At 42.8% G+C, this 16835-nt stretch carries 8 protein-coding genes and 1 tRNA gene; 3 read left to right on the plus strand and 6 right to left on the minus strand.

All coding sequences use genetic code 11. The features are described from left to right. Positions 1 to 508 precede the first annotated feature (508 nt). The 6 genes from H6G41_RS30830 to H6G41_RS30855 form a co-directional block, all read right to left on the minus strand. Positions 509 to 600, minus strand: a tRNA-Ser gene (locus tag H6G41_RS30830). A 216-nt stretch (positions 601 to 816) separates the two neighbouring features. Continuing rightward, the gene (gene crtB / locus H6G41_RS30835; RefSeq protein WP_190751788.1) at positions 817 to 1749 is read right to left on the minus strand and encodes a 15-cis-phytoene synthase CrtB; all 933 of its coding nucleotides are present in this window, start codon (positions 1747 to 1749) and stop codon (positions 817 to 819) included. Then, a complete protein-coding gene (gene pds, locus H6G41_RS30840; RefSeq protein ID WP_190751758.1) occupies positions 1733 to 3172 on the minus strand; it encodes a 15-cis-phytoene desaturase in 1440 nt (479 codons plus the stop codon). Before pds ends, crtB begins: the two co-directional genes overlap by 17 nt. A 179-nt stretch (positions 3173 to 3351) precedes the next feature. Continuing rightward, positions 3352 to 3537: a hypothetical protein gene (locus tag H6G41_RS30845; RefSeq protein ID WP_190751760.1), complete on the minus strand. Its 186-nt coding sequence runs from the start codon at positions 3535 to 3537 to the stop codon at positions 3352 to 3354. Between the two features lie 35 nt (positions 3538 to 3572). Further along, positions 3573 to 4223 carry a sugar transferase gene (locus H6G41_RS30850; RefSeq protein WP_190751762.1) on the minus strand — a complete coding sequence of 217 codons (651 nt, stop codon included), beginning with the start codon at positions 4221 to 4223 and terminating at the stop codon, positions 3573 to 3575. A 382-nt stretch (positions 4224 to 4605) separates the two neighbouring features. Beyond that, complete coding sequence (locus tag H6G41_RS30855) at positions 4606 to 11481, minus strand: DUF4347 domain-containing protein (RefSeq protein ID WP_206756960.1); 6876 nt, start codon at positions 11479 to 11481, stop codon at positions 4606 to 4608. Between the two features lie 932 nt (positions 11482 to 12413). On the opposite strand from H6G41_RS30855, the gene H6G41_RS30860 reads away from it, so the two are divergent. The 3 genes from H6G41_RS30860 to H6G41_RS30870 all read left to right on the plus strand — a co-directional run bounded on the left by H6G41_RS30860 (position 12414) and on the right by H6G41_RS30870 (position 16789). After that, positions 12414 to 14465, plus strand: coding sequence for an AAA family ATPase (locus H6G41_RS30860; RefSeq protein WP_190751766.1), 2052 nt, complete (start codon positions 12414 to 12416; stop codon positions 14463 to 14465). Between the two features lie 286 nt (positions 14466 to 14751). Beyond that, the gene (locus H6G41_RS30865; RefSeq protein WP_190751768.1) at positions 14752 to 15864 is read left to right on the plus strand and encodes a WecB/TagA/CpsF family glycosyltransferase; all 1113 of its coding nucleotides are present in this window, start codon (positions 14752 to 14754) and stop codon (positions 15862 to 15864) included. Beyond that, on the plus strand, positions 15842 to 16789 hold the full coding sequence (locus H6G41_RS30870) for a glycosyltransferase (protein WP_190751770.1): 948 nt from the start codon (positions 15842 to 15844) through the stop codon (positions 16787 to 16789). The genes H6G41_RS30865 and H6G41_RS30870 overlap by 23 nt, the downstream gene beginning before the upstream one ends. Positions 16790 to 16835: the final 46 nt, after the last annotated feature.

A 16835-nucleotide genomic window follows, 5' to 3' on the forward strand; every position in this document is an offset into this window, starting at 1 on the left:
GCTCGGCTTATGGATTTAGAAACTTTGAAAACTTCCGAATTAGATGCTTGTTAAACTGGCATTTTGATTGTTAGTTTAGCATAACAAGTACTAAAGAACCAAAACTGTTGGAGATGCTGAAATTAAATGTAGAGAAGTTGATACTTATCTGAGGAATGGGGGCTTAGAGTGGTGGCTTTTACTCCCTAGTTATCAAGAAAAAAATTTAGAAGTCAGTAACTATAAAAATATGGCAACTCTCAAGTTAGAGTTTGCAAATTCTTATTGGTTAAACCGTCCCCTATCGAGAAAAACACTTGCTACACGGGAAAAAGTTATGAGAATATTCTTAAAATGACAAAAATAGAAAAATTTAATCTGGAAAGCCAATTATTAAGAGATGAAGTGGAACGCTTAAAAAGGCTTTTGAAGGACAGGTAGCATAATTTATGGAAACGCTTGTATTGCCTAGCAATAAAAAAAGTGATGAAATTGAAGTTTCATCACTTTTTTTAATTAGGTCGAAAAACGGAGAGGGAGGGATTCGAACCCTCGGTACGGAGTTGCCTGCCGTACAACAGATTAGCAATCTGCCGCTTTCGACCACTCAGCCACCTCTCCAAGCTGTCACGAATATTAATTGTAGCGGATACTGTGAGGAAAGTCAAATACTTTTTTTAGTCATTAATCATTAGTCATTTGTCATTGGTTAAAAGCAGTGGGGCTATTGAACTTTGCCGATCGCCGATGAATTTTTGTACGGGCGGGTTTAACCGACATGTTTTTGTTGCCATAAAAATCTCGCCAAACCCGCCCCTACTGACTATTGACTAATTTTCATAGGACTTGGGATCGCATCCAAGCCAAAGGTAAGGTACGCAATTTTTTCCACTGGGGGACGTAGGCACGTTGAGTAAACACATTATAATCATTGCGTTCAATGACGTTTAAAATTTGACTGTAATGCATTAACGCTGCCCACACAGGTAACCGAGCATCAGCACAGAGGTAGGAAATTCCTCTTTCTGCCTTAGTGTAGAAGTCTCTAGCGCGGGTAATTTGAAAGTCCATTAAGGCACGCCAGCGATCGTCTACTACACCCTTAAATAGCTCTTCCTCGGTATAGTTAAATCTTGCTAAGTCTTCTAAAGGAATGTAAATTCGCCCTCGGCGTGCATCTTCGCCAACGTCTCTCAAGATATTGGTAAGTTGCTTGGCAATTCCCAAGGCAATTTCTTCTTTAACAGGGACGTAAGGCTGTTGTTCGCGATACCACGGTGCGGTGTTGCGATTATCATCCAGCCCCATGATCGCTGTGGACATCAATCCTACAGTGCCAGCGACGCGGTAACAGTAGAGGTATAATTCCTCAAAAGTTTCGTAGCGACTGCGGTATAAATCCATGCGCTGACCGGCAATCATATCCCGAAAGGGTTGAATGTCTACCGGAAAGCGTTGAATGGTATCTGCTAAAGCAACATCAAAATTTTCTACTGGCTGTCCAGCAAAAATCGCTTCTAGCTGCTTCTCCCATAGATCTAGGGTTTCTGGCGTAGTCATAGCAGATGCAGGGCCATCTACCAGCTCATCTGTCCGGCGACACCAAGCATAAATTGCCCAAACGGCGGGACGCTTTTCTTTACTCAGCAGCAAAGTGCTGAGGTAAAAAGTCGCGGAATACTTGGCGATGAGTTGCCGACAAAGTTTGTAGGAATCGTCTACAGAGACCAGCGTTTTCATGCGCGGGGGTGAATCAGGCAGTTGCAGCATTCGTTGCGGGCGATCGGGTAAGCGTTTGCGGATTTGAGGCACTTGCCACCGGGACTGCTTGCGAGATCGCCTGCGCTGTCAGCTTACCAGAAAGTACGGCCCCTTCCATACTGGCTAAATAGCGTTGCATGGTGTAATCTCCAGTGAGATAGAAGTTAGAGATCGGGGTTTTCTGCGAAGGACGGTGCTGTTGGCGACCGGGAGTCGCTTTGTAAACTGAACGCGGCGTTTTCACCACATGATATTTCAGCAACTTTGCTGGATTGTCTCCGCCAAAGTGTTGGGGGAAGAGTTTTTCTAGTTCGGCAAGGGTTGCATCGACAATTTCCTCATCGGATTTGGAGATCCAATCTTTCGCCGGCGCTAGAACTAATTCCAGCATTGAGCGATCGGGGTTAGCATATCCACGGCAGGTATTGCTCATATCAGCATAAACGCTGAGGAGGGGCGATCGCGAAAATAGTAAGTGGTCAATTTCTGTGAGTTTGCGATCGAACCAGAGATGGAGGTTAATTACTGGTACTCCTTCTAACCCATCTAGCTGCTGGAAAAATTCCATTTGCTTCCACGGTGCTGGTAGCATGACCTTGAAGGGGTCAACGGGCATGGCAGATACATACAAATCAGCCGTAAACACTTCATCTTCTGCCCCGTTGAGTCCCCGAATTAAGAATCCCCTCACGGTGCCATCAGGGTTAAGCAAAATTTCTTTTAAAGGGGCATTTAATCTAACTTCGCCACCACGTTCGGTGATGTAATCTACTATTGGCTGACACAAGCGCTCCGTTGGCGAACCATCCAAAAAAGCCATCTTTGAGCCTTTCTTTTCTTGGAGAAAGCGATTGAGGGCTGTGAGCAGAATAGTAGCGGAAATTTCTTCCGGCCCAATGAAGTTCAATGCCTTAGACATGGCAATAAAAACTTCTTTTTCTACTCGTAAGGGAATGTTTTGCTTTTGCAGCCATTCCGTCCACGAATATTTGTCCATTTCTTCTACGTATTTTTGCCCTTGTACCATTGCTGGTAATAAGCCAAGACCAAAACGAATTTTTTCTGGCCAGGTGAGCATGTCGTTGTTTCGCAAAATTGCCACTATCCCATTTAAGGGTGCTGGCAAATCAGGAAAATCAAATCGGCTGTATGTACCTGGGGCTTCGGGCTGGTTGAAGATCATCGTGTGTTCTTTCCACTGCAAACGATCTTCAATCCCGAGTTCTTTGAATAGCTGCAAAATATTGGGGTATGCCCCAAAAAATATGTGCAGACCTGTTTCGTACCAGTCTCCGTCAGCGTCTTGCCACGCTGCCACCTTACCACCTAATACGTCTCGGCGTTCCAAGACGATAGGAGTGTGACCCGCGTCTGTGAGATATTTTGCGCAGGAAAGTCCTGCTAGACCCGCTCCCGCGATCGCTACTCGCATTTAACCCTACTGCTCTTCAATATTTCTTAATCGTTTTGCCGTTCTCATTATACGTTGCAATCTGTTACATTTAGCAGCTTTTGTGCGATCGCTTTTCTAAAAAAACTTTTAAATATCCTGTCCTAATGCTGTTGAGCCTAGCAAAAATCAAGGTTTAGCATTGCTAAACCTTGATTTTTTCACCAATGGCGATCGGATTCAGAAGTTTGTTGACAATGAATTTCCGGGGTAAATTCTTTACCTTCCGTAGGATATACGGTGTTCACGCAGGTCATAAAAATTACCCGTCTTACCTTCACAGCAGTTTTTACTTGTTTACGTACAACTATTGCTGGGAGATATTTTCTGGAAAACGTGTTTTTCAATTACACTAAAGCAAAATTAACTCCACCCACTCGTATTAGTAAGCGCCATGACGATTAAGTACTACCAAAATTGTTTTGATAATTAGTTGCAAATCGTAAATGGTAGACCACTTAAATTGATAAGCTAAATCCAATTTAACTATATCTTCAAAATCCTCTATTTTAGAACGTCCATTTACCTGCCATTCACCTGTCATTCCGGGCTTAACCAGCAAGCGTTTAAAGTGATGCGGCTGATAATTTTCGACTTCATCAAGGGTGGGTGGACGCGTACCAACCAGACTCATATCACCCATTAACACATTCCAGAATTGTGGTAATTCATCTAAACTAGTGCGCCGGAGAAAAGCACCAATGCGAGTAATCCGTGGGTCTTTGTGATTCTTAAAAATATTTCCCTTAGCCTGATTTTGTACTAAATGCTTCATATTATCGGCATTTACTAGCATGGTGCGGAATTTCCAGATGCGGAAAGTTTGACCATTTAAACCGCAACGCAGTTGGCTATAAAAAATTGGGCCAGGATTATCAATTTTAATTGCGATCGCTATTGGGATTGTGAGTACTGCTGTCATGAGCAGGCCAATTACAGCACCGACAATATCAATTAATCGCTTCAGGTTACAAGTAGCGGAAGGATGTACCCTTTGTTGAATCTGATAAATTTCTGGAAGATGAACCTGCATTGGTTTTAGGAAAGATAGTAAGTAAGAGTTTGTGAATACGCTGACAATTTCTATACTACTTTTCATCAGTTAGATAACTTTTCAGCAGCTAGAAGTAATTATTTTTATATCAAATCTAATTGCTGGAAAAGTAGCAATTATGGAAATCGTTCCAATTCAATACCAATAAAATTTGGATTTATTGGTATTGAATTTTTTTCCATACGAAAAAGCGAAATTAAAGAATTTACAGCTACTTTTAGAAACCATAGGTTCAAGTTTTCTTCGTCTTCTCCCTTCTTCTAAACTTCTAAAAAGTATCTAGGGAGTGGTAGGCATATCTAAGGGTCAAAAAACCAACATTATCAATGCCTCATCCACTTAAAAACATACAGATTTAGCTTCAACCAAGGGGAAGAAATGCATCTGTGAGTGTATAGGTTTGTCCGGCAGACATGACTTGAATATCCAAGAGATCTCCACCTGTTGGGGTTAATGTGGGTAAAATTCCCTTAATTCTGTTGTCAGAGACATAAGACAGTTGTGCTGCTATTCCACCTACGGTTACTGTGGTGTCGGTGAGAGTACCAAAGTTATCTCCACCAAGGACAAAAGATTGACCACTGCTGGCTGGAGCGCGCCAGGGGAAGATATCGTACACTGTCATGTTGATTGCGGCTGCATCATTGGGAGTGGCAACGGCGATCGCATTCTCGCTCAAATCCACACTCAACAGCGTTCCACCGGGGCCAGCCAGCAAATCTAACCCATCCAGAACGCCCGCCATTGTATCTTTCTGGATAACCTGAGTACCATCTGCGTTCATCCGGAAGCGGAAGATCGATCCATTCCAATCCTGTGCGAGCAGATTGCCACGCAGTTGCCCATTGAAGGTGGTTGCCCGATATTCAATAATGCCGTTGGTAGAAGCCGTTGCTGTTGCTAGAGGAGCGTTGTGAACTCCTGGAATAGTGGGGTCATTTGCATCGTAGTAAACGTTTTGGCGATCGTCAGTACGTCCCCGGTTACGGTTAGGACTACCGTAGTAGGCACCCTCGACAATCAGGTTCAACTCATCAGGGGAACCACCTGTCATTGGTGACTGTGTGGTTGCTGAAGTTGAGAAGTCCCCAAACCCAGCATTAGCACCGTTATCGGTAGCATAAATTTTTCCTTTGGTAGTGTAAACCAAGTCAAAGGAGTTACGCAGACCGCTAGCATAGACGGAAACATCAACCCCAGGTACAACATTGGCAACTCCACCATTCAATTGATGGTCTTCAGCACCAATGGTTTCTCCTGGAGGAGGAGTATAACCACTGGGGAAAGAAGTGGGCACGATACTGCCAGCAGGTACAGTGTACTCAATCTTGCCATTAAAATTAGGCTTGGTAATTTCTGCCTTCAGCATTGCTGCTGTAAAGTAAGACTCAGGTACACCACCAATTTCATTGGCAGTAATTCCTGCGTTGGTGTTGCTACCCACCAGGATGTAAAGGTCACCATTGTTATCAAACTCTAAGCCATTTACACCGTGGTCATGGTTGGAAACACCGATTCCACTAATCAAGGATTGGCGGGTTGTGAAGTTAGCCCCTGACAGGACAGACACCTCGCCACTGTAAGGAGAAAGTTGTGTTTCTGGGAAAGCACCGCCTCCGTTAGCATATAACTTGCTATGAGAGACATAAATTTTAGGTTCTTTATCATAAGGATTAAAGGCAAGACCTAAAATTTGCGCATTGTATAACCCCTTGATGGTATTAATTGCCTGAATAGCAGTGACATTGTAATTGTCATCAAAGGTGTAAGCCCGAATTGACCCATCATAGAAGCCTACATAAAGCCTGCCATCTGGCCCCCATGCACCCACAGTTGGGTTAGCGACATTGGGGATATTATCGTCTGCGGTGATACTTGGATCGTTAGCATTGGTAATGTCAACAATCTTCTTGGTAAAGCTGATTGCTACCACATCATCATCTAGTACCGTTACAGGCACCGATCGCACAGCAGCATTATTGTAATTACTATCGCCACTGCTGACTGTGTGAGTAATGGTAGTGTAATGAATCCCCTCTGCTGCTGTGTCATTAATTGCAGTGACTGTAACTGTCTGAGGAATATCCCAGTTAGTGGGGGTAAAGGTGAGTGCGGTTTTATTGGTATTGAGTTGATTACCTGAGTTGATGTTGATGCTGACATTGGCTGTCGGCTTCGTATTTAAAACGACTTCATAAGTATCATTACCAGCCGCTTCATTTACTTGGGTGTTACCATTGGTTTGCTTGATAATCACCGCAGGCCCTTCCAGGGGAATCACCTCAATACCAGCAATTGTGGCAACATCCACACTAGCATTCAGATCTAAGTTGAGGAAACCATCACTGATAAAGAAAGGCTGATCGATTGTCTTCACCAAGGCAGAGTTTTGTCCTGGGAAGAAAGCGTTCTTGGATTCTTCAAAAATATCCAAGTCATCCAGTACCAAATCGCCTTCTACCTTGACATCAAACACCCTTTGACCGTAGTTTGTCTTGGTCGGTTCCACAAAATGCAGCTTCAGGGTGTAAGCACCTTCAGCCACTGGAATTTGGTAAGATAAATCTTTAGCCGATCGCACATTTTGATAAAGTGCATCATCATTGGTCTTAAAGATTTCCGTGGTACTAGCAACTGCGCTGACGATTCCTCCAACAGAAAAGCTATCCCGATTCCAGACACGTCCAGTTGTATCGGTATAAAGGGCAGCATTATTGGGAGAATTTGTACCCGTACCGGTATTAATCCGAATTGACTTGTCTTGAGTCAAGCGGACATAATCTAATCGCGCCGCATCTCCTGAATCTTCAAAGCCTTTGATTTGAATGCGATCGCCTGGTTGTACAGCTAGGTTTTCTACAGCCCGGATTTCCCACTTATTGTTGATTGTAGCGGTAGCTCCGTTCACATTGCGATTGGAGTTAACCGTGCCCCTCAGCGTATTGTTAACGTAGACTTCAAACTTGGCATTACCATCACTCTCATCCCAGAATGCCAAATTCAGGTCATAAGTCCCAGCAGGTCCGCTGTAATCAAAATAGGCTGTCCCCGTTTCATTAGCTGACCCATTGACAAAGGTGATTAACTTACCACCGTAGGCTCCAATTCCGGATGAGGTTTCTAAGCGATAGCCACTCAAAACCATGTCTTCTGCTTCAACCAGAATATCTCCTGGAGGAATTGGCGCATTTGCGGCAGTGACATTAACTGTGAAATTTGTAGAGGTAGAAAGTCCACCTGTATCTGTTGCTTGGACTGTAATCTGGGAGCTACCCGTAGCAGTGGGCGAATAGTTCAGCGTTAATTGCCCAGTTGTCGGATTAATACTAGGAGATACTTCAAATAACCCGGCATTGCTATTACCAGTAACGGTATAAGTCAAAGCAGAATCAGCATCTTGAGCATCAGCAAAAGCATTCCACAAATTGATGAGAGTATCCGGTGCATTCTGGGTAACTGTGACATTACCAATGCCCGAAGTCGTTGGTGCTGTATTACCAGGAATAATTACATTAACGGTGAAACTAGTATCTGTAGAAAGACCACCTGTATCTGTGGCTCTTACTGTCAGTTGTGAGCTACCCGTAGCTGTCGGCGAATAGTTGAGGGTTAATTGCCCATTTGTTGGGTTAATGCTAGGCGCAACCTCAAATAGCCCAGCATTAGTATTATTCACTACAGCATAGGTTAGTGCGGTGTCTGGGTCTTGCAGATCGCTGAAAGCATCAAACAAGTTGATTACTGTATTTGGTGCATTTTGCGTTACAGATACGTTAGTAATACCTGTAGTACTGGGTGCTGTATTGATGGGTGTACCAGAAGCAGGTACTAAGCGAATGTAGTCTGTACGTACTGCTTCGCCAGCATTCTCAAAGCCTTTAAGTTGAATGCGAGTACCAGTTTGCAAAGCCACAGCTTGAGCAACCAGTTTTTCTACCTTATTGGTAGCGGATGCAGTACTACCACCAGGACTTTGGTTGAAGGTGAGAGTATTCAGTAACGAGCCATTGGCAGAAACTTCTAAACTGGCAACGCCATCGGTTTCATCCCAGTAAGAAAAATAGATATCGTATGCGCCGGCTGCTCCCGCAAAGTCAAAGTATGCCGTTCCTGTTTCATTAGCGGCTCCATTGATAAAGCTAAGACCTTTACCCCCAGAACCACTAGAGAGGTTTTCTACCCTAAAGCCGTCAACAACAACTAGACTCTCAGCTTCAATCTTGATTTCACCAACAGGAGGAGGTGTAGTCACATTGACTGCAAAGCTAACGTCTGTGGAAAGGCCCCCTGTGTCAGTGGCGCGCACTGTCAGTTGTGAGGTACCTGTTGCTGTGGGCGAGTAGTTGAGAGTTAACTCCCCAGTTGTGGTGTTAATGCTAGGAGCTACTTCAAATAATGCACCATTGGTATTGTTAACAATGCTGTAGGTCAGTGCGGTATCTGAGTCTTGCAAATCGCTGAAGACATCAAACAATTTGATGACCGTATTTGCAGCATTTTGGACTACAGAGATATCAGCAATACCTGTGCTTGTGGGAGCAGTATTGGCGGGAGTACCAGAAGAAGGTACTAAGCGAATGTAGTCTGTACGTACAGCTTCACCAGCATCCTCAAAACCTTTGAGTTGAATGCGAGTACCAGGTTGCAAAGTCACAGCTTGAGCAACCAGCTTTTCTACCTTGTTGGTAGCGGATGCAGTGCTACCACCAGGACTTTGATTAAAGGTGAGAGTATTCAGCAACGAGCCATTGGCAGAAACTTCTAAACTGGCAACGCCATCGGTTTCATCCCAGTAGGAAACATAGATATCGTATGCGCCGGCTGCTCCCGCAAAGTCAAAGTGTGCCGTTCCTGTTTCATTAGCGGCTCCATTGATAAAGCTAATGCCCTTACCCCCAGAACCGCTAGAGAGGTTTTCTGCTCTAAAGCCATTGAGAACTAGACTCTCAGCTTCAATCTTTATTTCACCTACAGGAGGAGGTGTAGTGACATTAACATTGAAGCTAGTATCAGTAAAAAGACCAGCTGTGTCGGTGGCTCTAACTGTGATTTGAGAACCACCTGTTGCTGTAGGTGAGTAGTTGAGGGTCAACTCCCCAGTGCTGGAGTTAATGCTAGGAGCTGCCTCAAACAGATTCGGATTAGTATTGCCAACAATACTATAGGAGAGGGCAGTATCTGCATCTTGAGCATCTGCGAATACATCAAATAATTTGATGACTGTATTCGGAGCATTTTGCACAACAGAGACATTAGCAATACCTGTGCTGGTAGGAGCGGTATTAGTTGGTGTACCAGAAACAGGAACTAAGCGGATGAAGTCGATGCGGGTTGCTTCGTTAGATTCTTCAAACCCTTGTAATTGGATGCGGCTACCTTGCTGTAAAGATACAGCCTGAGCAATCTTAGTTTCCCGCTTATTAGCAGTGTTGGGACTTCCGCCACCAGGGCTTTGATTAAAGTTAACTGTACCTAATTGAGTGCCGTTGACTGAGAGGTTAACGCTACTAACTCCATCATTTTCATCCCAGTAGGAAAGGTAAATGTCATATAAAGAAGCAGCACCCGTAAAGTCAAAGTAGGCGATGCCAGTTTCCGATGCTGCACCACCAATAAAGCTAATTGCTTGCCCATTAGAAGCAGAGGATATGGTTTCTTTTCTGAAAGTGCTTAAAACAAATGCCTCCGCCTCAATAATAGCTTCTGTAGGTGTGGAGGGGAGATTCAGTTGTAAGGTCTGTACATTTGATACTGGCCCGGTAGTACCATCGGCTAATTTCTGAGTCGCCATGATGTAGTTGAAGCCAGCAAAGCCGTTCTGAGTACTGAGTGTAGTCAGGGTGATAGGAACATCCACTGTCCCCGAAGCACCAATCGTGACGGTAATCTCGTTTACCCCAGTGACACTATTAGCTTCAAAGGGGTCGATATCAAAGGCTGTGCCATCGCTCTTGGTAAACATGGCTGCGTCAACGGACAGTAAGGATACTTGAGCACCAGGTGTACCTGTAATGCGGACTGTTTGATTGGCAGATTCAACGATCGCTTCAGTTCCAGAAACCCCTAAAATTTCAATAGTTGGTTCAGTAGGTTGATTAAGCTTGAGGAAAACTTGCGAGCCATCAACACTGCCGGGAATTCTATAAAGTTCCCCAGTAATGCTGGTGTTGTCGTCAAACTCTACAGTGACGACTGAACCAATCATCTCTAAGCCAGAAACACTGGCAGAATCTTGCGGCCCTGGTGCAGCAGTTCCTTTGGTACTGGTTGGGTCCATGTCAATGGAGAAGGTTAAGGTCTTACCTGCGCCAAAGTCTGTAAATACCAGTTCTAGACCCTGAAAACCACCATCTTTAGCTAAGAGATAATTGGTTGTAACCCCACCAACGCCTGGATTACTATCAAGTTTCAGTGCTTTGGCGATAGTATCACCGCCTGTGCCATAGGGGTCAAAGATGATATCTGGGAGAAAACCTGCGCTGGTATCAATGAAGATGCGGCGGATTTTCTGTCCGTTGGTGGAGTTATTCGTTAGTGTAAAACTGCCACTACTGAAGGTACTAGAGTTAATGCCAGTAGCAGACGGATCGACTTTCAAATACGCAGACGCTTCCAAAACACCGCTATAGGCTGCCATGATCTCTGGTTGGAATGCCAATGCAGATTTGATCTTGCCAATGACTGCATCTAATTCCCATCTGCCACCGAAAGCGATATTACCTATGCTAGTTGTAGCAGCAGCTACATTAGCGTATGTAATTTTGCTAATTTGTTCCACCAACTTTAATCCTGATTGTGTAGCTGCTAAGTTACAGCCATACAGGAGAATGTCGGCTTGGGGTAGTAATGCTTTAGACCAAATTTGCAAGCGATCGCGATCGCGCTGGAGACTGTCTAAACTAAGTTCCGATGAGCCAAGCAGTAACTTTCCTGGCTGCCCATGAGAGACAATATGAATTGCGGATACAGAATCTAGCTGTTTTAACTTTTCAGTGATTTGCCATACTCCATCCTGACTCGGATCGAGACGAAACACATCAGTGATGCCAGAATGTACCCCATCGATCAAGCTCTGATAGTTCTCTACGCCAGAATCAACAAAGACAATCTCCCGTGAAAGCACATTATGACTCTGCAAATAGTGATTTACCTTAGGAGTTGAAAATTTGTGCGAGGGGTAAAGTAATTTCTGGAAAGAAAACTTTAAAGATTGGGGAAAGAGATAAGAAAGTTCCATTGTTGAATAATTTTTAACTAACCTCGCAAGCAACCAAATATTTTGACCTTGATGGCAGCATGGTAATTAATAAAAATGCTGGCTCAACGACTTGCAATATTGGCCATGCTTGTGTAATTTTGTAGTTTCACTAGGTAAAACTAGCAAAAAATTTACAATCTAATCACTAGAATATTTCTAGCTTGAGTGATTGCATCACCCAATAAAAAATCTGGTGACTCGGCTGGTATTTGGTGGTTTGCTCTGATAGTGACTGGAAGAATTTCTTGCTCTCAAAAGATGTGTGGTTTATCCCCACAACACTTTTCGGAAACAAAAAAATTTCTTTTACTACAGACTGCTAAAAGCCGAAATTTTGGCTTTTAGTTATTGGTAACAATTTATGAGTATCTTGCCATGCCTATAGTCTGGTGGCTTTAAACTCGCTTATTTATGCGTCATTTGACCAGAATTCTGATGAATTTTGGCTACTGACTGGCGAACTCTTTTCTGATAAAGAACACATAGAAATACATCTACAGTTTTAGGAAACACGAAGTTCGGTAGATTAAGCAAGAGTCTGCAAAATGTTTTACTTAAACTTAATAAACAAATTTACTGACGCTAAAAATCTGCAATCAGAAACCTTGATTTTAACCATGTCCGGGATTAAGAAAAGATATCTTTAAAGTTAAGGTAAGGTTATCAAAGGATAAATGGGATACATTTATAACTGGTGAAAAACTGCTGAGAGCGTTGAAAGCCATGCTACACAAGCAGTTTAATCTTGGTAAAAAATGCTCTATAGTAAGATCGCGGAGAAAAGTTAAAGATATCGTAAAGTCATCTACCGTAGTTCCTGGCGGATATGTTTTAATCCCGATTAGTGAGAGAAACCACTGTTGATTGCGGCTGTGGTCTAAAGGGAGAAGCTACCTCAAGATATTATGGTTATGAATAGAGTTATTGCAATCTTGTTGAGACATTGGATATTTCTCGCAAGCTTTAATACAGTTTTATTGGCGATCGCCTCTGTCCTAATCATGAGAGTCCCTCAGGTTTGGATTGCGAAAACTCAGCTAATTCTACCAGTTACTAGTAGTGGCTTAACCGCAGATTTAGGGACTCTCGGTAGTCTCAACAGTGGTGGTGTAGTTTTTTCTCAACAGGTTAATCCCTTAAATATCTTCTCCTCTATCCTTTTGAGCGATCAGACTCTGAGCCAACTGTGGAATTCCGATCCGGAAAAAGCTCAGTTTGCCAACCTCAGTAGTTATCGACAGCTTTTTACTGTTGCGCCTCAAAGTGAATCAACCATTATCTCAATTACTGTAAATGGTTCTACTGAGGAGATGGCTCAAGGACGTGCTAGAAGATTGTTGAATGTATTTCAACAACGGATGAACCAGCTGCGGCAAAATGATGCGGTGCAGCGTTCTGAATTTATGCGCGCAGAGCTGAATCAAAGCCTGAGAAATTTACGCCAAGCTCAAACAAGACTGACAGAGTTTCAACAGTCATCTGGGTTAGTCAGTAGTGATAATCAAATTCGCGAAACTGTTGCAGCTATTTCCCAATTAACAACGACTCGTTCCCAGGTGATTGCGCAGTTTAAGTCATCGCAAGCTCATGTTAAAGAGCTTTCCAACCGGATTGGCTTAAGCACCGATCGCGCTATTCGTTCCCTGAGCTTAGCAGAGAATCGCGATTTTCAATTCATCCGTCAAAAATTATCAGAGCTAGAAGTACCGCTTTTGGAGGCTGAAGCGAAATTCACTCGCGATCATCCTACGGTGCAAAATTTGCTGAATCAACGCCAGCAATTATCCAAACAACTAACACAATATATCTCTGATGCGGCCGCTAATACAGAGGGTGTTAATTCATCGATTGGGGAAAACTACGGAGAATTAATTCAGAATTTGGTATTAGCAGAAGCTAACACCAGCGCCTTACAGAATCAAGAAATTCAATTACAACGACAAATTGATGAGTTAAATAAAAAACTGCAAACTTTTCCTCCGGCGCAAGCAAAATTATTAGAACTGCAACATCAATATAAGATTGCTGAAGGGGTATATAACGGTTTAGTCGGTAAAGTACAAGAGGCAAAACTCAACTCTTTTAGTGCTTTTCCGAGTATCCAAGTTTTAGATCAGCCTAGTGTTGAAGTCCAACCTTCTAGTAACAGTCAGCAAAAAATTGCCATTGGCGTAGTTCTCGCTGGACTGTTTGGTAGTGCTGCTTTAGCGTTATTCCTAGAAAGTCGCAATCCCTTACTCAGCGCAGAAGATTTACGCATGACAGAAATTCCCATTTTGGGAGCTGTCCCTCAGTTCAAGGTTTTACAAAATCGAGCTGCTGTAGAAGCAGAAACAAATCTTGAATTTCAGCGGTTGGCTTTAGCGATTAACGCCATGAACTTAGAAAATCGTCGGTTTATGGTGAGCAGTCCCGCATCTGGAGAGGGTAAAACTACTGTTGTCTTAGGTTTAGCGATCGCACTGGCTACTTTAGGTTTACGCATCTTGATTGTTGATACCGATCGAGATAGTGCAGGACTAAGAACAACATTAGGTAACTCAGCGCTTAATGTCTCTGAGTCATCAGATCAACCTATTTCAATTCGTCCTAATATCGATTTGATGACCGTATATCATCCTGAGAGACAATTAGTTGATTTTATCGTCAGCAGAGAATTTGAAAATTCCCTGCAAGCTTTACAAGAGAATGGCAATTACGACTACATCCTAATAGACAGCGCATCGATTTGTTCAGCAACTGAAACTTCTTTGATGGCCTCTATTATCTCTAGCGTGTTGGTTGTCGTTCGTCCTGGAGTAAGTCAACGATATTTATTCCAAAAGGCGCTGACTCAACTTAATCAACAAAAAGTTAGACCAATGGGAATTATTCTCAACGGTATGGAAATGAAGCCTACAGATTCATCCTATACTACCCAAAATTCCATGATTACTACTTCCTCATATAGGAATTCAATTTGATTAATCAAAAATTTCAGTAACTGTAGGGTAGCCAGCGCAGTGAAGCAGCTTTTATCTAGCTGGTTCAGATCAATAAGAGACTATTAAACCCATACTGCTAAAGCGTAACCTGTTCCCTCGTTCGTGCAGGAGAAGAGGGTAGGGTCTGGTGTTCTCTCGTGGGCAGATATTGCTCACTACAACCCTGTTCTGGTAGGCAATGAAAATCCTATTTTTCTGTCAAAAATCAAGTTAAGAATCCTATATTTTTGTCTGCGTTCATCTACCTCTTCACTTGGTGACTGCTATGAAAACAATCAACAATATCGATGCAACATTAGATTTACCGAGCTTAGTTGTTTATCTATTGGGAAGAAGAATTACTCCCATAACTGTGACAGGAATTATTGATGCAATTCACAACGCTTGCAAGTTAAAGAAAAAAGTTACCATAGCTCACTACAATGTTCACGGCTTCAATCTTTCCATGCAGTTACCCTGGTTTTATGAGTTTCTGCAAAGTTCAGATATTGTGCATTGTGATGGCTCAGGTATTTTGAAAGCCTTAAGCTATATGGGGCTTGATCTACCAATTCAATATCGCGTCTCCTATACAAATCTCATACCGGAGCTACTGAAATTTTGTAATCAACAAGGACTTTCGATATTTTTATTAGGTTCAAAACCGGAATATTTAGATAAGGCAATCAATAATCTAGCTACAAAATATCCAAATATAAAACTAGCTGGTCATGATGGCTATTTTTCGATTGACGATCCGGATATTAATGATTCAATTATTCGCAGTATCAACCAGATAAAACCAAATATTCTCTTGCTAGGTATGGGAATGCCACTGCAAGAAAATTGGGTATATCGATATAAAGATAGATTGGATGTCAATGCAATTATGGTGGGAGGAGCAGTAATTGATCGATTAGCCGGAGTCGTCTCTGATTGTCCTGATTTTCTAGCTAAGAATAATTTGGAATGGCTTTATCGTCTGATTCGCGAACCCAGACGATTGGGTGCGCGTTATTTATTAGGTAATCCGGCTTTTGCTTGTCATATTGCTTTAGCTAAACTCTATCAATTGAGAGAAGGAGTTACTCAGCTAGAATCTAGCAATTACTACAGTTGGAAATCTCATGGATTTACTAAGGTGGTGGCGCAAGCAAATACAACACCAACCAAGAAGCTAAGTGATTCCTTAGTGGAAGCAGGTTTATTGAGTAACAACGATATTGATATTGCTTTATCGGAACAAAGAAAAACTGGCGTTCCCTTGAGAGAAATCTTGATTAATAAAGGATGGATTAAACAAGAGACCGTTGATTTCATCCTCAAAAATATTGTTCTCACCAATCAAAATAACAGCCCAACTAAGGAGATATTAAATGGTGTCTACTCCGAAAGTTAGTGTTGTAGTACCTGCATATAATGTGAGCGCTTATTTAGAAGCAGCTTTATCTTCTGTAGAGTGCCAATCTTTTGGAGAATATGAAGTTTTAATTGTTGATGATGGTTCTACCGATCAAACGGCTGCGGTAGCATTAACATTTTGCCGTCGAGATCCTCGGTTTCAACTGCTGCAAAAAGCTAATGGCGGACTGTCTTCGGCTCGCAATCATGGAATTCGCCATGCTAGGGGGAAATATATTGCCTTGCTAGATGGAGATGATACTTATCATCCAGATAAGTTAGCTGTGCATATTGCCAAACTCGATCGCTCTCCAGAGGTAGGAGTTACTTATAGTGCATCTCGCGCTATTCGAGATGATGGACAACAGACATTTATGTCCTTAAGTGGTAAGCCTATTGTTAAAAATGTATTGTTGGCATTGCTATGTAAGAACTTTATTGGACATGGATCGAATGCAGTATTCCATCGTTGTCTGATAGATCAAGTGGGAGGGTTTGATGAAACTCTTCGTAGTTCTGAAGATATTGATTTTTGGTTGAGAATTGCGGCTACGGAACGTTGGGAGTTTTATCGGGAACCTCATATTTTATGTTACTACCGAGTACGTCCATCGGGGTTATCTTTCAATGTGGCGCAAATGCAGCGATCGCAAGAACAAGTAATTAAGTCAGCTTACGAGCGATCGCCACAGGTAGTCGAACCAATGTTACCGACAGCCTATGCTTACATGTATCGCTACTTAGCGCGAATCGCTTTGACATCTGGCGACTTAGCGCAAGCAGAAGATTTTATTCACCAGGCTTGGGAAAGCGATAGCTCAATTTTCTGGCGCGATTCGCGATCGCTATTGACACTTGTTTCTGTACGTTTGTCTCCCTTGACAAAACTTATACTTCAGCAAGCACTTGGTTCTACTGATTAAAGGCTAGCAACAGACAATTTGACGCGGAAAACTCTCCGCGTCTGCC

Source organism: Tolypothrix sp. FACHB-123 (assembly GCF_014697075.1).
GTDB lineage: Bacteria > Cyanobacteriota > Cyanobacteriia > Cyanobacteriales > Nostocaceae > Aulosira.

Coding starts and splice junctions, on each gene's coding strand:
- H6G41_RS30855 (WP_206756960.1), bottom strand. CDS start 11,481: ATGGAACTTTCTTATCTCTTTCCCCAATCTTTAAAGTTTTCTTTCCAG.
- H6G41_RS30870 (WP_190751770.1), top strand. CDS start 15,842: ATGGTGTCTACTCCGAAAGTTAGTGTTGTAGTACCTGCATATAATGTG.
- H6G41_RS30860 (WP_190751766.1), top strand. CDS start 12,414: ATGAATAGAGTTATTGCAATCTTGTTGAGACATTGGATATTTCTCGCA.
- H6G41_RS30865 (WP_190751768.1), top strand. CDS start 14,752: ATGAAAACAATCAACAATATCGATGCAACATTAGATTTACCGAGCTTA.
- H6G41_RS30850 (WP_190751762.1), bottom strand. CDS start 4,223: ATGCAGGTTCATCTTCCAGAAATTTATCAGATTCAACAAAGGGTACAT.
- pds (WP_190751758.1), bottom strand. CDS start 3,172: ATGCGAGTAGCGATCGCGGGAGCGGGTCTAGCAGGACTTTCCTGCGCA.
- crtB (WP_190751788.1), bottom strand. CDS start 1,749: ATGCTGCAACTGCCTGATTCACCCCCGCGCATGAAAACGCTGGTCTCT.